Source organism: Pelagivirga sediminicola (assembly GCF_003072125.1).
In the GTDB taxonomy this organism is placed as follows: domain Bacteria; phylum Pseudomonadota; class Alphaproteobacteria; order Rhodobacterales; family Rhodobacteraceae; genus Roseovarius; species Roseovarius sediminicola.
The window spans coordinates 340,053-362,133 of record NZ_QCYH01000003.1 but is presented as its reverse complement, the minus strand read 5'-3'; the positions used below and the strand labels follow the sequence as shown (position 1 = coordinate 362,133).

The 22,081-nt window shown below is 63.6% G+C and carries 22 protein-coding genes; 8 read left to right on the top strand and 14 right to left on the bottom strand.

From position 1 onward, the window contains the following. The first annotated feature begins 3 nt into the window (after positions 1 to 3). Genes DC366_RS08025 through DC366_RS08015 form a run of 3 tightly spaced genes read left to right on the top strand, consistent with a single transcriptional unit; the run spans position 4 to position 3,025 of the window. Positions 4 to 894, top strand: coding sequence for an ABC transporter permease subunit (locus DC366_RS08025; protein ID WP_108691663.1), 891 nt, complete (start codon positions 4 to 6; stop codon positions 892 to 894). After that, a complete protein-coding gene (locus DC366_RS08020) occupies positions 891 to 1,703 on the top strand; it encodes an ABC transporter permease (RefSeq protein ID WP_108691662.1) in 813 nt (270 codons plus the stop codon). Before DC366_RS08025 ends, DC366_RS08020 begins: the two co-directional genes overlap by 4 nt. Next, positions 1,700 to 3,025, top strand: a complete 1,326-nt coding sequence (locus tag DC366_RS08015; protein ID WP_108691661.1) for an NAD(P)/FAD-dependent oxidoreductase — start codon at positions 1,700 to 1,702, stop codon at positions 3,023 to 3,025. The genes DC366_RS08020 and DC366_RS08015 overlap by 4 nt, the downstream gene beginning before the upstream one ends. A gap of 23 nt (positions 3,026 to 3,048) precedes the next feature. On the opposite strand, the gene DC366_RS08010 is transcribed toward DC366_RS08015, so the two are convergent. The 12 genes from DC366_RS08010 to DC366_RS07955 all read right to left on the bottom strand — a co-directional run bounded on the left by DC366_RS08010 (position 3,049) and on the right by DC366_RS07955 (position 15,457). Further along, on the bottom strand, positions 3,049 to 4,428 hold the full coding sequence (locus DC366_RS08010; protein ID WP_108691660.1) for an NAD-dependent succinate-semialdehyde dehydrogenase: 1,380 nt from the start codon (positions 4,426 to 4,428) through the stop codon (positions 3,049 to 3,051). Between the two features lie 62 nt (positions 4,429 to 4,490). Then, on the bottom strand, positions 4,491 to 5,414 hold the full coding sequence (locus DC366_RS08005; protein WP_108691659.1) for a DMT family transporter: 924 nt from the start codon (positions 5,412 to 5,414) through the stop codon (positions 4,491 to 4,493). Positions 5,415 to 5,494: 80 nt separating this feature from the next. After that, the gene (msrA, locus tag DC366_RS08000) at positions 5,495 to 5,992 is read right to left on the bottom strand and encodes a peptide-methionine (S)-S-oxide reductase MsrA (RefSeq protein WP_108691658.1); all 498 of its coding nucleotides are present in this window, start codon (positions 5,990 to 5,992) and stop codon (positions 5,495 to 5,497) included. After that, positions 5,989 to 6,438, bottom strand: coding sequence for a peptide-methionine (R)-S-oxide reductase MsrB (gene msrB / locus DC366_RS07995; protein ID WP_108691657.1), 450 nt, complete (start codon positions 6,436 to 6,438; stop codon positions 5,989 to 5,991). The genes msrA and msrB overlap by 4 nt, the downstream gene beginning before the upstream one ends. A gap of 161 nt (positions 6,439 to 6,599) precedes the next feature. After that, positions 6,600 to 7,625, bottom strand: coding sequence for an L-threonine 3-dehydrogenase (gene tdh / locus DC366_RS07990; protein ID WP_207768673.1), 1,026 nt, complete (start codon positions 7,623 to 7,625; stop codon positions 6,600 to 6,602). A gap of 11 nt (positions 7,626 to 7,636) precedes the next feature. Continuing rightward, on the bottom strand, positions 7,637 to 8,830 hold the full coding sequence (locus DC366_RS07985) for a glycine C-acetyltransferase (protein ID WP_108691738.1): 1,194 nt from the start codon (positions 8,828 to 8,830) through the stop codon (positions 7,637 to 7,639). A 134-nt stretch (positions 8,831 to 8,964) separates the two neighbouring features. Then, positions 8,965 to 10,968, bottom strand: a complete 2,004-nt coding sequence (locus tag DC366_RS07980; protein WP_108691655.1) for a hydantoinase/oxoprolinase N-terminal domain-containing protein — start codon at positions 10,966 to 10,968, stop codon at positions 8,965 to 8,967. A 32-nt stretch (positions 10,969 to 11,000) separates the two neighbouring features. After that, positions 11,001 to 12,074, bottom strand: a complete 1,074-nt coding sequence (queG, locus tag DC366_RS07975) for a tRNA epoxyqueuosine(34) reductase QueG (RefSeq protein ID WP_108691654.1) — start codon at positions 12,072 to 12,074, stop codon at positions 11,001 to 11,003. 38 nt (positions 12,075 to 12,112) lie between these two features. Beyond that, positions 12,113 to 12,778 carry an FtsZ-binding protein FzlA gene (fzlA, locus tag DC366_RS07970; RefSeq protein ID WP_108691653.1) on the bottom strand — a complete coding sequence of 222 codons (666 nt, stop codon included), beginning with the start codon at positions 12,776 to 12,778 and terminating at the stop codon, positions 12,113 to 12,115. Positions 12,779 to 12,835: 57 nt separating this feature from the next. Beyond that, complete coding sequence (gene mtgA / locus DC366_RS07965; protein ID WP_108691652.1) at positions 12,836 to 13,555, bottom strand: monofunctional biosynthetic peptidoglycan transglycosylase; 720 nt, start codon at positions 13,553 to 13,555, stop codon at positions 12,836 to 12,838. A gap of 131 nt (positions 13,556 to 13,686) precedes the next feature. Further along, positions 13,687 to 14,742: a saccharopine dehydrogenase gene (locus tag DC366_RS07960; protein ID WP_108691651.1), complete on the bottom strand. Its 1,056-nt coding sequence runs from the start codon at positions 14,740 to 14,742 to the stop codon at positions 13,687 to 13,689. Between the two features lie 64 nt (positions 14,743 to 14,806). Continuing rightward, entirely contained in the window at positions 14,807 to 15,457 is a 651-nt protein-coding gene (locus DC366_RS07955) for a histidine phosphatase family protein (RefSeq protein ID WP_108691650.1), read from the bottom strand. 159 nt (positions 15,458 to 15,616) lie between these two features. On the opposite strand from DC366_RS07955, the gene DC366_RS07950 reads away from it, so the two are divergent. Beyond that, the gene (locus DC366_RS07950; RefSeq protein WP_133176180.1) at positions 15,617 to 15,970 is read left to right on the top strand and encodes a PRC-barrel domain-containing protein; all 354 of its coding nucleotides are present in this window, start codon (positions 15,617 to 15,619) and stop codon (positions 15,968 to 15,970) included. Between the two features lie 29 nt (positions 15,971 to 15,999). On the opposite strand, the gene pncB is transcribed toward DC366_RS07950, so the two are convergent. Further along, positions 16,000 to 17,292 (bottom strand): nicotinate phosphoribosyltransferase, encoded by a 1,293-nt coding sequence (pncB, locus tag DC366_RS07945; protein ID WP_108691648.1) that lies wholly within the window; start codon positions 17,290 to 17,292, stop codon positions 16,000 to 16,002. A gap of 154 nt (positions 17,293 to 17,446) precedes the next feature. Here pncB and DC366_RS07940 point away from each other — a divergent pair, with 154 nt between their 5' ends. Beyond that, the gene (locus DC366_RS07940; RefSeq protein ID WP_108691647.1) at positions 17,447 to 18,241 is read left to right on the top strand and encodes a hypothetical protein; all 795 of its coding nucleotides are present in this window, start codon (positions 17,447 to 17,449) and stop codon (positions 18,239 to 18,241) included. A 4-nt stretch (positions 18,242 to 18,245) separates the two neighbouring features. On the opposite strand, the gene DC366_RS07935 is transcribed toward DC366_RS07940, so the two are convergent. Further along, the gene (locus DC366_RS07935) at positions 18,246 to 19,100 is read right to left on the bottom strand and encodes an SDR family oxidoreductase (RefSeq protein WP_108691737.1); all 855 of its coding nucleotides are present in this window, start codon (positions 19,098 to 19,100) and stop codon (positions 18,246 to 18,248) included. Positions 19,101 to 19,211: 111 nt separating this feature from the next. Between DC366_RS07935 and DC366_RS07930 the strand changes: the two genes are divergently transcribed. From DC366_RS07930 to DC366_RS07920, 3 genes are all read left to right on the top strand, one after another. Next, the gene (locus DC366_RS07930; RefSeq protein ID WP_108691646.1) at positions 19,212 to 20,690 is read left to right on the top strand and encodes an AMP nucleosidase; all 1,479 of its coding nucleotides are present in this window, start codon (positions 19,212 to 19,214) and stop codon (positions 20,688 to 20,690) included. A gap of 118 nt (positions 20,691 to 20,808) precedes the next feature. Next, on the top strand, positions 20,809 to 21,096 hold the full coding sequence (locus DC366_RS07925) for an HU family DNA-binding protein (RefSeq protein WP_108691645.1): 288 nt from the start codon (positions 20,809 to 20,811) through the stop codon (positions 21,094 to 21,096). 86 nt (positions 21,097 to 21,182) lie between these two features. After that, positions 21,183 to 22,058 (top strand): DMT family transporter, encoded by an 876-nt coding sequence (locus tag DC366_RS07920; protein WP_108691644.1) that lies wholly within the window; start codon positions 21,183 to 21,185, stop codon positions 22,056 to 22,058. Positions 22,059 to 22,081 lie beyond the last annotated feature (23 nt).

The following is a 22,081-nucleotide window of genomic DNA, read 5'->3' as shown; positions in this document are numbered from 1 at the left end:
GCAATGCGCCGCCTGATCCTGATCGCCGTTCCCTATTTCTGGCTGCTGGCCCTGTTTCTGGTGCCGTTCCTGATCGTGCTGAAAATCAGCCTCAGCGACACGGCACTGGCCATTCCCCCCTATACCCCGACGCTGGATTTCAGCGCAGGCTGGGAGGGTATCCGCGCATTCTTTGCCGAGCTGGATTTCGAGAATTTCGAATTCCTCACCACCGACGATCTTTACTGGAAGGCATATCTTTCGTCGCTGAAAATCGCCTTTGTCGCGACATTCCTGACCCTGATCGTCGCCTATCCCATCGCCTACGGCATGGCCAGCGCGCCGGATCACTGGCGTCCGACACTGATGATGCTGGTGATCCTGCCCTTCTGGACCAGCTTCCTGATCCGGGTCTATTCCTGGGTCGGCATCCTGTCGAACGAGGGATATCTGAACCAGCTTTTGCTGTCGCTGGGCCTCATCTCCGAGCCGTTGACGATCCTCAATACCAATATCGCGGTCTATATCGGCATCGTTTACACCTATCTGCCCTTCATGATCCTGCCGATCTATGCCGCGCTGGAACGGATGGACGCATCCTTGCTGGAGGCGGCCGAGGATCTGGGATGCAGCCGCCTGACGGCCTTCTGGCTGGTGACGTTCCCGCTGTCGAAAAACGGCATCATCGCGGGCTGTTTTCTGGTCTTCATCCCCACCATCGGCGAGTTTGTCATCCCGTCGCTGCTGGGCGGGTCGAAAACCCTGATGATCGGCAAGGTCCTGTGGGAGGAATTCTTCAACAACCGCGACTGGCCGGTGGCCAGTGCCGTGGCGGTCATTCTGCTGCTGATCCTGATCATCCCCATCGTGCTGTTCCAGCGCAATGAGCAAAAACAGCGGGAGGCCGAAGGATGAGGCGCGTCACATGGTTCAACGCCACGTCCCTGACGCTGGGATTCGCGTTCCTGTATCTGCCGATGGTGATCCTGATCATCTACAGCTTCAACGCGGGTAAGCTGGTCACGGTCTGGGCCGGGTTTTCCACCCGCTGGTATGGCGAATTGCTCCAGAATCAGGCGTTTCTGGATGCCGCGTGGGTCACGGTCAAGGTGGCGGTCCTGTCCTCATCCATCGCCACGGTGCTGGGCACGATGGCGGCGCTGGTGCTGGTCCGGTCGGGCCGCTTTGCCGGGCGCACGCTGTTTTCCGGCATGATCTATGCGCCGCTCGTCATGCCGGAGGTCATCACCGGCCTGTCGCTGCTGCTGCTGTTCATCGGCCTGAACATCGACCGGGGCGTTCTGACCATCGTGCTGGCGCATACGACATTTTCGATGTGCTACGTGTCGGTCGTGGTGTCCTCGCGCCTTGTCAGCTTCGATCAATCGCTGGAGGAAGCGGCGCTGGATCTGGGCTGTTCGCAGATGCAGGCGTTTTTCCTCGTCACGCTGCCCATCATCGCGCCGGCGGTCATCTCCGGCTGGCTGCTGGCCTTCACGCTCAGCCTTGACGATCTGGTGATCGCCAGCTTCACCGCCGGGCCATCCTCGACCACGCTGCCGATCAAGATCTGGTCGTCGATCCGCCTGGGCCTGAGCCCCGAGATCAACGCATTGTCGACCCTTATGATTTCGGTGGTGACGGTCGGCGTCATATCCGCATCGCTGATCAGCAAGCGAAGCAGCCTGAAACGGCAGGCGGACGAGCGCGCGGCAGGCACATGATGCGGATCTATCCGCCTCATGCCTATGGCGAGGCGCCGCGCGCGAACTGCTATTGGCCCACCACGGTGGACGCCGAGGCAAACCCGCCTGCGCGCGGCACCCTGACGGCGGATGTCGCGATCATCGGCGCCGGCTTCACCGGCCTGTCCGCCGCGCTCCATCTGGCGCAGGACGGCGCGGATGTGATCGTGCTTGAGGCGCATGATGTCGGGTGGGGCGCGTCGGGGCGCAATGGCGGCTTTTGCTGTCTCGGCGGATCGGCCGCCAGCGACAAAGCCCTCGCCCGCCAGTTCGGAGAGGACGCGCGCCGCGAATTCCGCATGACCGAGCCGCAGGCGGTAAAGCTGGCCGAAGATCTGATAACCCGCCATGACATGCAGGTGGACCGCCATTCGGACGGCGAAACCGTGATGGCCCACACCCCCGCCGCCTATGCCGGGTTTGACAAACGGGCGCAGGACATCGAGCGCGATTACGGCGTCACGCCCACGCTGACGCCCAAGGATGCGCTGGCACAGAACGGCATGAGCGGGTCCTTTCACGGCGCGCTGACCACGCCCATCGGATTTTCCCTGAACCCGATGAAATACGTCCAGGGGCTCGCCACCGCCGCCCGCGCCGCAGGCGTGCGCATCAGCGGACGCAGCCCCGTCCAACGGATCGAGCAAGGGCGCAGCTTTACCCTGACCACCGCCGAGGCCCGTATTCAGGCCCGCCGCCTGATCGTGGCGACGAACGGATACAGCTCGGATGATCTGCCGGACTGGATGAAGGGCCGCTACCTGCCGACGCAGTCCAACGTGCTGGTCACCCGCCCGATGACCGGGGACGAACTGGCGGCCCAAGGCTGGACCACGCGTCAGGCGTGCTTTGACGACAGGTTTTTCCTGCATTACTTCCGCCTGATGCCGGACAACCGCATGCTGTTCGGAATGCGCGACGGGCTATTCAGCGCGCCTTGGGCGGACGCGCGCATGGACCACAACATCCGCCAACATTTCGACACGATGTTTCCCGCCTGGCGCGATGTCGATGCGCCCCATCGCTGGCATGGCCTGCTGAGCCTCGCGCGCGATCTGACCCCCTATGTCGGACCGATCGACACGATGCCGGGCGCGTTCACGGCGCTGTCCTATCACGGCAACGGCGTGGCGATGGCCACCTATGCCGGGGCGCTGCTGGCCGATCTGGCGCAGGATCGCACGCCCGGCAATACATATCCCCGCATCATGCAAAGCCCGCCGAAACGCTGGCCGCTGGGGCGGTTTCGGCGGGCGTGGTTCTGGCCGGTCTACGCCGCGATGTGGGCAACCGGGGCATAGCCCGGAACCCCTCGCGAGAAGCGTCAGCTCATCACAAGCACGGCCTTGGTGTTGGTGAATTCCTTCATGCCAAAGCCACCATGCTCGCGGCCATACCCGGCATCCTTGACGCCGCCGAACGGCATGTTCGGCGTCGCCATGCCGAACCCGTTGATGAACACCATGCCGGTGTCGAACTCCTCCTCGGCCAGCTTCACGGCCGCCTCGGTGTCCTGCGAGATGATGCCGCCGCCCAGACCGAAACGGCTGTCATTGGCGATGCGCATGGCGTCCTTGTCATCCTTGGCGCGGATCAGCGACGCGACCGGGCCGAACAGCTCTTCGTCATAGGCAGGCTGGCCCGGCTTCACATCGGCCAGAACGGTCGAGGGATAGTAATAGCCATCACCGCCCGGCATTTCGCCGCCGCAAAGGATGGTCGCGCCCTTCGCGACGCTCTTTTCGACCTGTTCATGCAGATCGTCGCGCAGATCCTCGCGCGCCATCGGGCCCAGATCGGTGCCCTCCTTGGTGGGATCGCCCGCTTTGATCGCCTTCATCTTCTCGACAAAGGCATCGCGGAACGCGTCATATTGCGACTCAACCACGATAAACCGTTTGGCGGCGATGCAGGTCTGGCCGTTGTTGTAGATCCGGCCATTCACACAAATCTCGACCGCGGTTTCCAGATCCGCGTCGGCCAGCACCAGATAAGCGTCGTTCGAGCCCAGCTCCAGCACCGACTTCTTCAGCGCCTTCGCCGCGCGCGCGCCCACGTGACTGCCCGCACCAGGGCTGCCCGTCAGGGTCACGCCGCGCACCAGATCATGGTCGATCACCTTGTCGGATTGGTCATGGGAAATCACAAGAGCGGTAAACAGTCCCTCGGGCAAGCCGCCCTCGCGATAGATCTCTTCCAGCAAAAGGCCCGAGCCGGTCACGTTCGCCGCATGTTTCAGCAGCACGCCGTTACCGGCCATAAGATTGGCGATGGAGTAGCGCACCACCTGGTAGGCCGGAAAATTCCACGGCTGAATGCCATAGATCACGCCCAGCGGCGCATGCGCCACGCGCCCGCGCTTGCCATTGGCGATCTCGCGCTCTTCTGTGGCCAGCTCCTTGGGGCCGTTTTCGGCGGTATAATCGCAAATGGCGGCGCAAAGATCGACCTCCTGGCGCGAATGTTCCAGCAGCTTGCCCATCTCTTGGGTCATCAGTTGCGCCAGCTCTTCCTTGCGTTCGCGCAGCTTGGCCCCGATGCCTTTCAGCACCTTGCCGCGGTCCTCATGGCTTTGCTTGCGCCAGCTCTGGAATGCCTTGTGACACGCCTCGATCTTGGCGTTCATGTCGTCATTGCTGATGTGGCTATAGCTTTGGATGGTCTCGCCGGTGGCGGGATTGATCGTCTGGAATGTGTCGGTCATTGGATGCCTCGCGTTTCAGATGAAGTTGCACCCGAAACGCGCGGCTTGCCGTGTCTGTTCCATCACCCTTGCGGCGTGCGCAGCGCGCGGGCGCGGCCCCGTTTCAGCCCCAGATGATGTTCGCGCAGGATGATCGCGATGCCCGCGGCAGCGATCAGGGCCGCCCCGATCAGCATTGCGGCGGTCGGCACCTCGTCGAAGATGAAATACCCGATGCCCAGCGCGAATACCATCGACGCATAGTCGAACGGCGCCACGATGCTGGCATCCGCATATCGATAGGACAGCGTCAGGAATATCTGCGCCATGCCCCCGAAAACCCCGGCAAGGATCAGCTGAACCAACGGCCATCCAGCGGGCCAGACCCAGCCGAACGGCGCACTCAGCAGCGACAGCGCCGTCGCCGTGACCGAGAAATAGAACGCGATCGCGGCGGGATGCTCGGTCTGCACCAGTTTGCGGATCGTGATCTGGGCAAAGGCCGCGCAGGTGGCGCCGGCCAGAACCACGACGGCGCCGATCACCTCGGTGCGCTGAACGGGGGCGCCGCCGAAGATGCTCAGCTTCGGCGCGAGGATGATGATGACGCCGATCAGCCCGACCAAAACGGCGCTGATGCGAAAGATGCCCACCCTCTCGCCCAGGAAAAGCGCGGCGAAAATCACCACCAACAGCGAGGAGCTGTAGTTCAGCGCCGTCACCTCCGGCAGCGGCAACAGGCCCAATCCCACAAAGCTCAGCGCCACGGCAAGGGTGCCCGTCACGCCGCGGCGCACATGGCCCCAGACGGACCGGACCCGAAGGCCGGTAGACAACTCGCCCAGCATCACCAGCCAGATCAAGGTGACCGGTATGGCCAAGAGCGAGCGAAAGAAAACAGCCTCGCCCGCCGGGACAGCGTCCGACGTCGCCTTGATCAGTGACGACATTACGATGAACAGAACGACCGCGCATAATTTCAGCGTGATCGCCTTGACCGGCTGCATGGCATGGCTCCCTTTGCGCCATGCATGCGCCCGGCCAGACACAAGGTCAAGGCCGGGCGATCAGGTCAGGCGCCGCGCCGTCAGCTGCGCGGCAGAACCCAATCGGGGCGCACGAAATGGCAGGTATACCCGTTCGGCACGCGCACCAGATAATCCTGATGTTCCGGCTCCGCCTCCCAGAAATCGCCCACGGGCTCGACCTCGGTCACGACCTTGCCGGGCCACTTGCCGCTGGCCTCCACATCGCGAATGGTGCGCAATGCCTCTTCGCGCTGCGCGTCATCCACGTAATAGATCGCCGAGCGATAGCTGAGCCCCACGTCATTGCCCTGCCGGTTCAGCGTCGTCGGATCGTGGATCTGAAAAAACAGCTCGAGAATCTGGCGATAGCTGATCTTGTCCGGATCGAACATGATCTCGATCCCCTCCGCATGGGTGCCATGATTGCGATACGTGGCATCGGGCACATCGCCGCCGGTATAGCCGACGCGCGTGGAAATGACCCCGTCACGCTTGCGGATCAGATCCTCCATCCCCCAAAAACATCCCCCCGCCAGAACGGCGCGCTCTTCGCTCATGCCACATCCTCCACCTGGTCCAGATAATCGCCGTAACCCTCGGCCTCCATGTCCTCCTTCGGCACGAAGCGCAACGAGGCCGAATTGATGCAATAGCGCAGCCCGCCCCTGTCGCGCGGCCCATCAGGAAAGACATGGCCCAGGTGGCTGTCGCCATGGGTGCTGCGCACTTCGATACGGCTCATCCCCAGCGTTTCGTCACGCAGCTCGGCGACATGCGCAGGCTCGATCGGCTTGGTGAAACTGGGCCAGCCGCAGCCGCTCTCGAACTTGTCCGAGGACGCAAACAGCGGCTCGCCCGACACGATATCGACATAAATCCCCGGCGCCTTGTTCCCCAGCAGCTTGCCGGTGCCGGGCCGCTCCGTCCCGCTTTGCTGCGTGACGCGGTACTCTTCGGGGCTCAGCCGGGCGATGGCGTCCGGGTCTTTGGTGTAACGGCTCATGGCAGGCTCCTTGTTTCATGGCATATTGGTCAGATAAATGGGCGCGCGGCCGCAAAATCCAAGCGGTATTACACTCCGCTCACCCCAGCTTGATCCGCCAGGGCTTTTTCTTGGTCCAAATACCCAAATCCCGACAGGTGCGGCGCGCCCGGGCCGCCGGATCAGGTCCAATCCATCACCACCTTGCCCGAATTGCCCGAAATCATCGCGGCAAAGCCCTCCTCGAAATCGTCGATCCCGATGCGGTGCGTGATCAGGCCCGACACGTCCAGACCGGACTGCACCAGCGCGATCATCTTGTACCACGTCTCGAACATCTCGCGGCCATAGATCCCTTTGACGTGCAGCATCTTGAAGATGATGGCGTTCCAGTCGACGGCAAATTCGGTCGGCGCGATGCCCAGAAGGGCGATCTTGCCGCCATTGTTCATGCGGCTGATCATCTGCTGCATCGCCGCCGGGGCGCCCGACATTTCCAGCCCCACGTCAAAGCCCTCGGTCATGCCGATGCGGTCCATGACGTCACTCAGCTGCTCTTTCGAGACATCAACAACGTGCTGAACGCCCATATCGCGCGCCAGATCCAACCGATACTGGTTGATGTCCGTGATCACCACCTTCCGCGCGCCCACCTTCTGCGCAACCAGCGCGCCCATGATGCCGATGGGCCCCGCGCCGGTGACCAGCACATCCTCGCCCACCAGATCAAAGCTGAGCGCGGTATGCACGGCGTTGCCGAAGGGATCGAAGATCGCCGCAATCTCGTCCGGCACATCCTCGGGGATCGGCACGACGTTCATCTCGGGGATGCAGACATATTCGGCAAAGCTGCCCGGCCGGTTCACACCGACGCCCTTGGTATTGCGGCACAGCTGCCCGCGCCCCGCGCGACAGTTGCGGCAGGTGCCGCAGACGATATGCCCCTCGCCGCTGACCCGCTGGCCGATCTTGTATCGCGTCGCCGCCGCGCCCATATCGGCGATCTCGCCCACGAATTCATGGCCGACGACCATCGGAACCGGCACTGTCTTGGCGCTGAATTCGTCCCATTTCCAGATATGCACGTCGGTGCCGCAGATCGCGGATTTGCGGACCTTGATCAGCACATCCTTCGGCCCCGGTTCGGGCACCGAGACATATTCCATCCACAGCCCCGGCTCCGGCTTTGCCTTGACCAGTGCCTTCATGCGGTTTTCCATCAGATCACCCCCAGCTCGCGGCCGACCTTTTCAAACGCGGCAATCGCCTCGTCCAGCATCTTGCGGGTGTGTCCCGCACTCATCTGCGTGCGGATGCGGTCCTGATCCTTCGGCACGACGGGGAAGCTGAAGGCGGTGACATAAACCCCATGTTCGCCCAGCTTCGCGGCCATGTCCTGCGCCAGCTTGGGATCGCGCAGCATGACGGGGATGATCGCATGCTCTCCCGGCAACAGCTCGAACCCAAGATCGGTCATGCGATCACGGAAATGCGCCGCGTTCTCCCAAAGCTGCGCGCGCAGATCGCCCCCGTCCTCGACCAGCTCGAACATCTTGAGCGAGGCCGACGCGATCACCGGCGCCAGCGTGTTGGAAAACAGGTATGGCCGCGAGCGTTGGCGCAGCCAGTCCACCACCTTGGCCGACGCGGCGGTATAGCCGCCCGACGCGCCGCCCAGCGCCTTGCCCAGTGTGCCGGTCAGGATATCGACCCGGCCCATGACGCCGCAATGCTCGTGGCTGCCCCGGCCGGTCGCCCCGACAAAGCCGGTGGCGTGGCAATCGTCGACCATCACCAGCGCGTCATACTTGTCCGCCAGATCGCAAATCTGGTCCAGCTTGGCATAGTAGCCATCCATCGAGAAGACGCCATCGGTCGCGATCAGCCGATGCCGCGCGCCCTCTGCCTCCCTCAGGCACCGCTCCAGATCCTCCATGTCGCTGTTGGCATAGCGATACCGCTGCGCCTTGCACAGGCGCACGCCGTCGATGATGCTGGCATGGTTCAGCGCATCACTGATGATCGCATCCTCGGGGCCGAGAATCGTCTCGAACAGGCCCGTATTGGCGTCAAAACAGCTGGGATAAAGGATGCTGTCCTCCATCCCCAAGAACTCTGCAATACGCGCCTCCAGCGCCTTGTGCTCCTCGCCTGTGCCGCAAATGAAGCGGACGGACGCCATGCCGAACCCGTAACGGTCCAGCGCATCATGCGCGGCGCCGATGATCTGGTCGTTGTTGGCCAGGCCAAGGTAGTTGTTGGCGCACAGGTTGATCACCTCGTCGCCGCTGGCGAGTGACACCCGACCGGCCTGCGGCGAGGTTATCACCCGCTCGACCTTGTAGAGCCCGTCATCCTTCAGCCCGTCCAGCCGGGCGCCGATATCTGCGTCGAAATCACTCTTGGCACTCATGGTCATGTCCTTTCTGTCAATTCGGATCGCGTCGTGTCTGACTGGCAAGCTAAAGCGTTTCATGCCGATTCAAAATGAGCAATCTGAATGCATCGCCCAAAGCCCGGACGGCGCGGGTATTCATCACAGTGCCATCACAGCGCAATACGCGGCCGCCCCGACGCCTCGACCGTGATCTCGCCTTCCAGAAACACCTGCCGCGCCTCGGCCTGCGCGGTGCGCAGATCGCGCGTCGCGGTGATCTGAAGATCTTCGGCCCCCGCTGCGATCGCATCCGCCGACGCCGCGCTTTCCAGCGCTTGCTGTAATGCGGTCAGCGCGGTTTCGGCATCCCCGTAATCCTCTGGCCCCGTCTCCAGGTGCACGCGGTAGAGCCCTTCGGCCGGCGACGTCACCGTGCCGCTGCGCCGTATCGTCACCCGGCCCACCACCGCGCCGATCGCGTTGGCCACGCCCGCATGCTCAGGCAATATCATCTCGCAGCCCAACCGTTCGCCGACAGCCGGATAATATGTCCCGGCCGACGCGCCCAGCCCCACGACAGGCACGTTCAGCCCGGTATCGAGCCGCATCAGCCCCCGGTGCCGGTCCAGACCGCGCCGCGTCAGGATGTGCCGGGCCAGCTGATCGGGCGGCAGTCCGAAATGTTCGGCTTCTTCGGCGAAACCCGTCTCAAGGATCACCAGAACGGTTTGAAATGTCAGCTGGTCGACAACCATTTGCGCCATGGCCCCGGCGCTTTGCGCCAGTTGGTTGCCCGATCCGGTTCGCTTGCGCGCCAAAAGCGTCAGCGCCTTTTCTGCCGCTTCCGTGTCCCATGCGCCAGCGCCGCGCAAAACATGGCTCGCGTCCGACGGCGTCACCCCCGACACCTGTATCAAGCCGCGGCCAATCAGACGGCGCAGCGCCTGCGCCTCCAGCCGCGTGCGCAAAACGGCGCCAACAGGCTGCACACCGCCGCCCGCGATCCGGTCCAGCAGCGCCGCATCGCGTTCGGCAAGACCTCCGCCGTCGATGCCGGGAACCGCCCGGACGAACTCCGCGTCATGCTCGCCCGGGACCGTATTGCGCAGCTGCGCATCCAGCGTGCGATGCACGATGTCAGGCGATTCATGTGCAATCAGGCTAACAGGCAACACGCGGCGCGGGCCCAGAAACACGCCGCCCGCCAGGCCATCGGCCTGAACGCTCACCGCGCTGTCTCCGCCAAGGCCGGTCGTGCGCATGCCCACTGCCTCGACCATCGTGCGCCAGGGGCCGACCTGTGCGCCGGCGGGGTCGATCATCGGCTTGCCGCCGCGCAAAACGGCGACATCCGTGGTCGTGCCCCCGATATCGGAGACAAGCGCGGTGTCGGCCCCGGTCAGCCAGCGCGCGCCGACGATCGACGCGGCAGGACCGCTGAGAATCGTCTCTATAGGGCGTTCCTGAGCCTGCTTGGCGCTGATCAGCGCACCGTCCCCACGCACCACCATCAGGGGCGCCGCGATGCCCAGATCGTGCAATTTCTCCTCGGCACGGCCGATGAGCCGTGTGATCATGCCGATAAGCCGCGCGTTCAGCAGCGCCGTCAACGCTCGCTTCGGCCCGTTCAGCTTTGCTGACAGATGATGCGAGCATGACACCGGGCGGCCGGTCATTTCCGCGATGATGCGCGCGGTCTCCAACTCGTGCTCGGGATTACGCGTGGCGAACTGCGCGGCGACGGCATAGGCGGAAATCCCGTGATCCTGCGCCAGCCATTGCTCCAACGCGCCAGTATCAAGCGGACGCGCGGGAAACCCGGCATGATCGTGACCGCCCGCCAGCATCAGTGCCGGATCACCGGCCAGCGCGGCGCGCAGGCCGTGCCCGTCCAGATCCTGCTCGCGAAATCCGATATAGATCAGCCCGACGCGCCCGCCCTGCCCCTCGACCAACGCGTTGGTCGCAAGGGTCGTAGACAGGGATGCCAGCGCGATCCGGTCAGGGCTGATGCCGCTGGATGCCAGCACATTCTCGACCGCCTCGCCGATGCCGATGGCCAGATCGTGCCGCGTGGTCAGCGCCTTGGCGCTGGCGATCACCTCTGCCTCGTCGCGGATCAGAACCGCGTCAGTATATGTTCCGCCCGTATCAACGCCCAACAAGATCGCCATATCGTTTCCCCAACTTGACGCCTGCGTATGGGTTACGCCGGATCTGCCCCGCTATCCATGCCGTTTTCGACGCCCTTCAGCCGCATAACGGCCCAGCGCGCGGCATCCGCCACGGTCGCATCCTGCGCATCGCAATGCCGCTCGGCCGCTGGCAGCAGCGCGGGATCGCCCGAATTGCCGATCGCGTAGAGCACATTGCGCAAGAACCGCAGCACACCGATGCGTTTTATGGGGCTGCCGGAAAACATCGCGCGAAAGGATGTGTCATCCAGATCGGCCAGCTCCGCCAAAGGCGGGCCCAGAAGATCGTCGCGCGCGCGATACCGCAGCTCGCGCGCCTCCTTGGCAAACTTGTTCCACGGACAGACCGCCAGACAATCGTCGCAGCCATAGATCCGGTTGCCCATCAAGGCGCGCAGTTCGGGCGCGACGGGACCGGAATGTTCGATCGTAAGGTAAGAGATGCAGCGCCGCGCATCCAGTTGATAGGGCGCCGGAAAGGCGCCGGTCGGACACACGTCCAGACAGGCGCGGCAGCTTCCGCAATGATCGGTTTCTGCCGCGTCCGCCTCCAAGGTCAGAGTGGTAAAAATCGAGCCTATGAAGAACCAGCTGCCCAGATCGCGGCTGACCAGATTGGTATGCTTGCCCTGCCACCCCAGCCCCGCGGCGGCGCCCAGCGGCTTTTCCGGCACCGGGGCCGTATCGACAAAAACCTTCACCTCGGTATCGGGTGACGTCTGCGCGATCAGCCACCGCGCCAGCCGCTTCAGCCGCTTCTTGACGAGGTCGTGATAGTCTCTGTTCTGCGCATAGACACTGATCGCGCCTTCGCTGCGGCGGCCCAGAACCTCCAGCGGATCGTGTTCGGGCGTATAGCTTTCGCCCAGCATGATGACCGACTGCGCCTCGGGCCACAAAGCGGCCGGATCGGCGCGCCAATGGCTACGCTCGGCCATCCAGTGCATCTGGCCGTGCCGCTCTTTTTCAAGGAAGGTCTGCAGGCGGTCAGGTACTTGGGGCACGTCCCATGGGCGACAGATCCTCGCCAGATCAAACCCCTCGGCATGGGCCTGATCCACCAGTTGCCGCTTTAGCGCGTCCATGGCTTTTCTTGGTAAAAATACCCGGTCCCGCCCTGCATTCAGAAATCCAGGTCCGAATAATGCTTGGGCGGCAGGAAGCCGGGCACCTGATCGGCCAGGATGCTGCGGAACGCCGGACGCGATTTGATCTTGGCATACCAATCCTTGACCACGTCGCTGCGATGCCAATCGACGTCGGAGATATAATCAAGCGAGCTCAGATGCGCGGCGGCGGCGAAGTCTGCCAGTGTCATCACGTCGCCAGCCAGCCACCGGCGATGGTCCAGCAGCCACGCCATGTAGTCCAGATGATACTTGATCGCCTTGGCGCCGGATTTGACATTGCCGCTGTCGGGAAAGCCGGCGCCCATCATCTTCTTGTTGACTCGCTCATAAAGCAGCTTGGACGTGACCTCGTGGTGAAACTTGTCGTCAAACCACGACACAAGGCGGCGCACCTCATAGCGGCCTTCGGCGCTGCGCGGCATCAGGGGCGGCTCGGGGTACTTTTCCTCCAGATATTCGCAGATCGCGGCGCTTTCCGGCAAGGTGCGCCCATCAATGCGCAGGATCGGCACCTTGCGGGCCGGGTTGCGGCGATGGAAATCGGGGTGCTCTTCCCAGTATCGCTCTTCGATCAGCTCGCATTCGATTTTCTTCTCGGCAAGGCTGAGTCGCACCTTGCGGCAGAATGGCGACAAAGGAACATGGTAGAGCTTGGCCATGGCGCGGCGGACCTCAGTTGGAGTGATGCCCTTCCATGCCTGCTTAGCGTGCGGTTTTCAATCCTCGAAACACCGGGCGCGCCCGTCGCGGCGGATCGTGGCCGCACCATCCATGATCGACGCGGTCCTTTTGCGCAGCCAGGCGGTGGGTTTGCTGGCCGACCGCCCCTTGGGATCGGGCAGGACGGCGGCAAGGCGTGCGGCCTGAAGCGCCGTCAGGTCGGCGGGCGCCACGCCGAAATAATGGCGCGCGGCCGCGTCGACGCCAAAGACGCCTTCGTCGAATTCCGCGACATTCAGATAAATCTCGACAATGCGCCGCTTGGGCCAGACCAGTTCGACAACCGGCGTCATGAGCGCCTCCAGCGCCTTGCGCAGCCAGGATCGCCCCTGCCACAGATAGACGTTCTTGACCGTCTGCTGGCTGATTGTCGATGCGCCGCGCGCGGCCCCGCGTTCCAGCACCTGGCGGATGGCCTGCATGTCAAAACCCCAATGCACGCAGAAATTGGCATCCTCGGCGGCCACGGCGGACCGGGCCATCACGGGGGCGATGTCCGCCATCGCGGTCCACTGATATCGCACCGCGCCAAGGCGGCGGGCCTCCTGCTTCATGTAATAGGTCGGGCCGGGCGGAATGACGCGATGCGCGACGGAGGCAAGCGCCACGCAGCTTATCGCGACCAGCGCCGCCCATATCATCCAGCGGCGGCCCCGCCGCACGAGACGTGTCAGCGGATCGGGGCGGCGCGGCTGTTTTTCGGTCTTGCGGGGCATGGCGGGTTACGTTGGCTCGGATGGGTGGAAAAACAGGCGGTCGGTTTCGTTTTTGCCTTGCATGAGTATTTGCACAAAGGTGAAGGCCGCAGGGCGATAGTGGGGCATATCGCGGGCGTTTTGCCGGTCTGTCACAGGCGCCGCTGCGCCATGGCGCTTTGAAAGGTACCCCCCGCGCGGGCCCACAGGCCCGCATCCATCCGGTCGAGCGCCCGCAGCGCCGGAAGAAGTTGCTCCGCGAAATCAAGCGAGGATTCCAACGGAAGCAAGGACGGCAGATTGTCGATCGCCATGACATCCATCGCGGGGTCCGCATGGACCCGGCGGACCGGCGCGCTCCAATCCGTCGCCGCCTCATAGATGGGGACGGGGTTGTAATCGCTGCCCGGATCGCAGGCGATGTCGCCGATCGCCGTCAGTCGTCGGTCTGCGGCAAGAGCCTCCCTTGGCACGAAAACGGGCGTTCCGGGGCGCGCGAAAATGCAGTTCAGGAAAATGTCATGCGCGAGGATATCCGGGAACGGGCCGCCGCCCGAGGTCTCGTCCTGATCCCACTGCGTCTGGGGCAGGCCCATGGCCGTGCAAAGATCCGCCGCGCCGGTGCCGACACGGCCCAGCGCGCCGATGATGATGACCGAAGGCCGCCGATGCGCGCCAAGGTCCTGCGCCAGATCCGCCAGAAGCGCATCCTTGCCCGGATAGGTCCCGGCCGAAGGGCAGATGCCGCCGGCCTGCTGCGCCGCCCATGCCTTGAGCGTGATGGCGGCGCCGACATATCCGGCCCAATAGCCGAAGGCAGCGATGCGGCGCCCCTGCTCATCCACCAGATATTCCAGATCGTAGAGCGCGCCGCCCCCGGCCGCGAAACGGGCAAGCAGCGCCTCGCCGGAATGCTGCCCCTTGAAGGCGTGGCCGAACATGATGTGCCGGTGCGGCAAGGGCGTGCCGTCCTCGGGCAATTCCTTGAGCCCCAGGATGATTGCATCCCTTGGCGCGTCGGGCCATGTCCCGGCCCGCGCGATGGTGCAGCCGGCGGCGCGATAGCCTTCGATCGGGATGGCGCGCTGCGCGCTTTGCTCGACTGTTACGCGCATCCCGGCGGCCATCAGCGCGGCGGCGCCTTCGGGTGTGAGCGGCGTGCGCTCTTCGTTGTCGCGCTGCTCGGCGCGAAGCCAGATATGTGTCATGCGATACTCCAGGCCCGCAGCATGCCGGGCGCGTCACGTCGTGCCATTAAATAGCCCCCGGCGGTCAGATGAAGGTGCGTGCATGAGCACGGTCCGCCGCATCAAGGTGCGGCGTGGCGTTGAACGAGTCCAGAACCAAAGTGCCGTGAACAAAGCGCAGGCGATGGACCGAGCTGTTCTGGATCCGCAGCATCAGCGCGGCCATCGCCCGCGTCTCAAGCCCCAGAATATGCTGCATCACCATCCCGATGACACCGCCCGATGTGACCATCAATGTGCGGCCATGCGCGGCGCAGGCCTCATCCATCAGGGCAAGGATCCGCGCGCGAAAACTGCCGAAGGTTTCAGGCACGCCCGCCAGCCGGTCCTCGGCCCAGTGCGAGATGACATCGGGCAGATAGCGTGCAAATTCCTGCGCGGTATCGGGGGCGGGAATACCGTGCTGCATCTCCATGGCGTGGGCCAGATTGAAATAGGTCAGCTCGTTCAGGCGGGCGTCCTCGGCGGTGGCGCCGTAACCCATGGCGCTGGCGGTCTGGCGCTGGCGCGTCAGGGTGCCGGTCAGCACGCGGTCGAAATGCGGCTCGGTCATGGCCAGCCACGCGCCCAGCCATTCGGCCTGCCGGTGGCCCAGATCGGAAAGGCGGTCATAGCTCGCCTCATTCGCGGCGCCGCTGTTGGCCTGGCCATGTCTTACCAGAATGATCTCGGTCACGCGCGCCGCCCTCCTGTCTGCCGAAGCGCTACAGTAGCGGCGCCGCCGAGGTTGTGAAAGGCGGCAGTGCCGCAAAATCCCGGCAAGCCGCCCGTCGGCCAAGGAACCCGGCAGCGCGGCAGGCGTTTTGCAATCGACGCCGAAAACAAGGAGACCGCAATGCTACGCCCCCTCATCATCGCCGCCGCCACGCTGACCGCCCTGCCCCTGGCCGCTCAGGACGCCGAAGACGGCAGCGCCGGACCGAAAGACACCCGCGACGCTACCTATCTGCAAAGCGTCGATGACACCAACGTGGTTAACGCGAATGGCGAAAAGATCGGCGAGATCGACGAGATACTGATCGATGCCGACGGCAATCCCGCCGCTTTCGTCATCGACATGGGCGGCCTTCTGGATCTGGGGGACGAGGATGTCGCGGTTCCGCTGGAAGCGCTTCAGTGGAACGGCAAGGAATACGTGTCAAAAATGACCGAAGAGCAGTTGCAGAAACTTCAGCCTTGGGATGAATGACGCCTGACGCATCCCTCTTGAGGCGGATATCAGACGCGCACCTCGAATTCCTCCTGCGCGCCTACGCCGAAGACGCGCTTGTAGCGGGCGATCTCGTCTTGCGGCCCCATCGCCTTTTTCGGGTTGTCCGACAGCTTGACTGTCGGGCGCCCGTTGGCCGAGACGGGCTTGCACACCAATGAAAACGGCGCGAGTGCATCATTCGGCACCAACCCGCGAAAATCGTTGGTCAGGTAGGTGCCCCAGCCAAAGGACACCCGGACGCGCCCCGAAAACTGCGCATGAAGGTCGGCGATCTTGGTCTCGTCCAATCCGTCCGAGAAGATGATCAGCTTCTGTGACGGATCTTCGCCGCGGTCCGTCCACCATTTGATCGCCATCTCGGCCCCGGTCGCCGGATCGCCCGAATCGACGCGGATTCCGGTCCAGCGGGTCAACCAATCAGGCGCATTTTTCAAAAACCCTTCGGTGCCGTACGTGTCCGGCAGGATGATGCGTAGATTGCCCTCATGCTCTTCGTGCCAATCGCTCAGGACGTCATAGGGCGCGCGGGCCAGTTCCTCGTCCGTGTCGGCGAGGGCGGCGTAAACCATGGGCAGTTCATGCGCATTGGTGCCGATCGCCTCAAGATCGCGGTTCTTGGCGATCAGGCAATTCGAGGTGCCGACAAACTTCTCGCCCAGCCCCTCATGCATCGCGCGCACGCACCAGTCCTGCCACAGGAAGCTGTGCCGCCGCCGCGTTCCGAAATCGGCGATGCGCACGCCGGGAACCTCGCGCAGTGTCTCGACCTTTTCCCACAGCTTTGTCATGGCGCGGGCATAAAGCACCTGAAGCTCAAACTTCTCCATCTTGTGCAGGACAGAGCGGCTGCGCAGTTCCATTATGACAGCCAGCGCCGGGATTTCCCACAGCATGACTTCGGGCCAGGACCCCTCGAAGGTCAGCTCGTACTGATCGCCGACCCGCTCAAGGTGGTAGGCCGGCAGGCGCAGCTTGTCGAACCAGTCCATGAAGGCCGGATTGAACATCTGCCGCTTGCCGTAAAACATGTTGCCGCGCATCCACGTGCTTTCCCCGCGCGAAAGCGAAAGCGACCGGATGTGATCGAGCTGTTCGCGCAGCTCGCCCTCATCCACCAGATCGGCAAGCGGAATGTGCTTGGACCGGTTGATCAGGCTGAAGGTCACCCGCGTGTCGGGCCGGTTCCGGAAAACCGATTGGCACATGAGCAGTTTATAAAAATCGGTATCGATCAGAGAACGAACGATCGGGTCGATTTTCCATTTATGGTTATGCACGCGGGCAGCGATATCGACCATGTCAGTCTCCGGAGATGTGTTCCGGAAGGTTAAAGCAGGGCAAAGGCACGATTTGCAAGGCTTGCCGCTGCGCCCGCTCATTTGCCGCGGGCCAATCTTTACTTAACCCAACTGCCGTATCCCCTGAGTGATCAGGTAGGGCAGGAGGCGATGCATGGCGCATGACCCGACATATGGAAATCTTTGCCTTGGCGTTGGCGCGGCGCATGCGGGATCAGATTGGCTGCGGTCCGCATTGACGGGCCATCCGGCCATGTCGGTCTGCCCGATGGCGGATGTGGATTATTTCCACCATCGCCACATGGGCGGCGGCGCACCCGGCAGGGCGGCACGCGCCGCCAGGTTGCAGGCAGCGCCGGACCCTCTCCCGCCCGGCTGGGCCACGCATTACTTAAGCGATCCGGTCGATGACGCATGGTATCTGCGTCTTTTCGCAGACGCCTCCCATCATGCATATCGCTGCGATTTTTCAGACAGCGCCGCATTCCTGTCTGCGGCCGACTGGCGCCGGATCGAGGCGCAGTGCGACAGGCTGCGCGTCATCTTCACCATGTGCGATCCGCTGGCGCGGCTGTGGCGCCATGGCCTTGCGCGCCACGCGGGCGCCGCGCAGCCCGATCTGCGCCGGTTTCTGGACTGCCCGGACATCCGGCGCGCTGGCGATTACGGGGCCACCTTGGCGGCGATGCAGGACGGGCTGACCGAGGGCGCGTGGCGCGTGGTGTTCCATGAGGACATTGGCGACGATCCACTGTTCATGCTGCGCCGGATCGAACAGTTCCTTGGCCTGGCCCCCGACCCTGACCTGGAGCCCCCGCCGATGGCGGAGCGCCACCCGCCCCCGCCCGATGCGGACGAAGTGCCGCGCGACGTGGCGAACCTGCTCCGCCGCGTGCGCCGCGATGTCGAGGAGGCAGGATTTTCGCCGCCCGATTGCTGGTCATTGTGAGCGCTTACGCGCCCCGCGCCATCGCCGTCAGGCCCTCGCGATAGGATGGATACAGCAGATCAATGCCCAGATCGGCCTTGATACGGTCGTTTCTGACACGTTTCGACTCGGCATAGAAACTGCGCGCCATCGGCGACATTTCGGCATCCTCAAAGCGGACCGTCTCGGGCATGGGCAGCCCCAGAAGCTGCGCCACGTATCCGATCACATCCTGCGGCGGCGCCGGATCGTCGTCGCACAGGTTGTAGACGGCACCGGGATCAGGCCGGTCGATCGAGGCGGCCAGAACCTGCGCGATATCGTCCACATGGATACGGCTAAACACCTGCCCCGGCTTGATGATACGGCGCGCGGTCCCTGCGCGCACCTTGGCAAAGGGACCACGTCCGGGACCATAGATGCCTGCAAGACGAAAGATATGCAGCGGCAGATCGGGGATCGCCTGCCAGTCCGCCTCGGCCTGCTGCCGCAGGCGGCCGCGCTGCGTGCTTGGTGCGAGCGGCGTTGTCTCGTCCACCCAGCCGCCGTCGTGATCGCCGTATACGCCCGTCGTGGACAGATATCCGGCCCATTCCAGATTGGGCGCGATACGCCGGATATCATCGGCCAAGGCCGCCAGGACCGGATCACCGCCCTCGCCGGGCCCCGCCGAGATCAGCAGATGCGTGGCCTCCGCAAGCGCCGGGCGCATGTCGGCACCCGGCCAGATCAGCGGCTGAACGCCTTCGCGCTCCAACTCTTCGGCCTTGTCCGCGCTGCGGGTCGTGCCGATCACGCGCCAGCCTCCCTGCTCGGCCAGAAGCGGGGTCAGCGCGCGTGCGCAATATCCGTGCCCGAAGGAAAGAAGCGTGCGTGTCATCCTATTGATATGCGACGCGCCCATCCTGTTGGCAAGGGACGGCTTGGCCGCGGCTTGTGAACCGGCGGCGCCCATGCAAACGTCACGCCAAATAGTCACAAGGGATTTTTCATGACCGGCAGCGACGATACCATCCTGACCCCGCAGATGCCGCCAGCGCGCAACTTTTCCGACGCTGAAGCGGCGGTCGATCATCTGTGCGACCTGTACAGGATTTCCGTCGACTTCCTGCGCGACGCCTTCGTGGCCGCGATGGCCGGACCAGTCCCTGAACAGCGGATCAGAGCCTTTTATCCCGAAATCAGGCTGACGACCTCCAGCTTCGCCCAGGTCGACAGCAGGCTTGCCTTCGGCCATGTGTCCGGCCCCGGCACGCACGCCACGACGGTGACGCGGCCGGATCTTTTCCGCAATTACCTGGTTCAGCAGATCGCGCTTTTGATCGACAACCACGGCGTTCCCATTCAGATCGGCGCCTCGGACACCGCCATGCCCGTGCATTTTGCGGTGGCCCAGGATGCGCGCATGACCGTCCCGCACGAGGGCGCGGCCAGCTTTACCCTGCGCGACGTGTTCGACGTGCCCGATCTGGGCACCACGAATGACGACGTGATCAACGGCGTTGCCGGTCGCGCGGCGGATGGCGCGGCGCCGCTGGCGCCCTTTACCGCGCAGCGGGTGGATTACTCGCTGGCCCGGCTGGCGCACTACACCGCCACATCGCCGGCGCATTTTCAAAACCACGTCCTTTTCACCAATTACCAGTTCTACGTCTCCGAGTTCGAGGCATATGCCCGCCGCGCGCTGGCCGATCCCGGCAGCGGCTATTCCAGCTTTGTCGCCACATTCGACGCGCAGATCACCGAGGCGGACGAGCCGCTGGAGATGCCGCTGAAACTGCCCCAGATGCCCACCTACCACCTGAAGAAACCAGATGGATCGGGCATCACGCTGGTCAATATCGGCGTTGGGCCGTCCAACGCCAAGACCGCGACAGACCACATCGCCGTGCTGCGCCCGCATGCCTGGATCATGGTCGGCCATTGCGCCGGATTGCGCAATTCGCAGCGGCTGGGCGATTATGTGCTGGCCCATGCCTATCTGCGCGAGGATGGCGTTCTGGACGCTGATCTGCCCACATGGGTGCCGATCCCCGCACTGGCCGAGATCCAGATCGCGCTGGAACAATCAGTCGAGAAGATCGCGCAACTGGAGGGGTTCGAGATGAAGCGCATCATGCGCACGGGCACCGTTGCCAGCGTTGACAACCGCAATTGGGAGCTGCGCGATCATTCCGGCCCAGTCCACCGCCTCAGCCAGAGCCGTGCGATCGCGCTGGACATGGAAAGCGCAACGATTGCCGCGAACGGATTTCGCTTTCGCGTGCCTTACGGGACGCTTCTGTGCGTGTCGGACAAGCCCCTGCATGGCGAGCTGAAGCTGCCCGGAATGGCGTCAGAATTCTATAACGATCAGGTCGCGCGGCATCTACGGATCGGAATTCTGGCCATGGAGACGCTGTCAAAAATGCCGCTTGATCGCATTCACAGCCGCAAATTGCGCGCTTTCGATGAAACCGCATTTCTCTGACAGGCGTCTTTCTGCGCAATTTTACACTGGATTGCTGCGGTATCCGTTGTAATACCCTTCAAAATAGCGTTACACCTTGCACGAGGCCCGTGTGCGGGCAGTAGAAGGAGACCACCTGATGGCAAAACCAATGACCAAGACCCAACTCGTTGCCGCGCTGGCCGATGAAATGGGCAGCGACAAGAAAACTGCGGGAACCGCACTCGATGCGATCATCGACGTGATCACGCGCGAAGTATCCGGCGGCGGCGCCGTGACCCTGCCGGGCGTCGGCAAGATCTATTGCCGCGAGCGTCCCGAGCGGATGGTCCGCAACCCCGCCACCGGCGAACAGATCAAGAAAGACGCGGACAAGGTGGTCAAGATGACAATCGCCAAAGCGCTGAAGGACAGCGTTAACGGCTGATCTTGCATCACGCATGAATTTCCGAAAGGGTCGCCACACAGGGCGGCCCTTTTGCATTTCGCAGGCGCCGGAGCGGCAGGGGCGGCATGGATTTACGCAGTATCATCATGGGCGTCGCGTTTTCGCTCATGTGGTCGAGCGCCTTCACCTCGGCGCGGATCATCGTCACCTATGCCCCGCCGATCAGCTCGCTTGCGCTGCGCTTCATCATTTCCGGCCTTCTGGGCGTTCTGATCGCGCGGCTTCTGGGCCAGACCTGGCGGCTGACGCGGCCGCAGCTGCGGGCCTGCATCATCCTCGGGATCTGCCAGAATGCGCTTTACCTGGGGCTCTACTTTGTCGCGATGCAGACGATAGAGGCCTCTCTCGCCGTCATCATCGCATCGACGATGCCGTTGCTGGTTGCGCTGGCATCGTGGATCTTCCTTGGCGAGCGGATGGCGCCGCTGGCCGTTTCCGGGCTGCTGGCGGGATTTGTCGGCGTCGCGCTGATCATGGGCACGCGGTTTTCCGGCGGGGTCGATCCCTTTGGGCTGACGCTGTGCATCATCGGCGCCGTCGCGCTGACCGTTGCCACGCTAAGCGTCCGGGGTGCCACATCGGGCGGAAATTTCATGATGATCGTCGGGCTGCAGATGCTGATCGGTGGCGCCGCGCTGACCGTTGCGGCGGTCCTTGGCACCGAACAGCTGGTGATCGATTGGAACTGGAAGCTGCTGGCGGCCTTCGCATGGACCACGCTGATCCCCGGCCTTGCGGCGACACTGCTGTGGTTCAAGCTGGTGCAGCGGATCAGCGCAACGCGCGCAGCGACGTTTCATTTTCTGAACCCCTTTCTGGGGGTCGTGGCGGCGGCGTTGATCCTGAACGAGAAACTGCACACGACCGACCTGATCGGCGTTGCGGTGATCATGGCCGGCATTCTTGCGGTGCAACTGTCGCGGCGCGCAAAACCGGCCTGACGCGAGGCCGGTTTCGCTGTTGA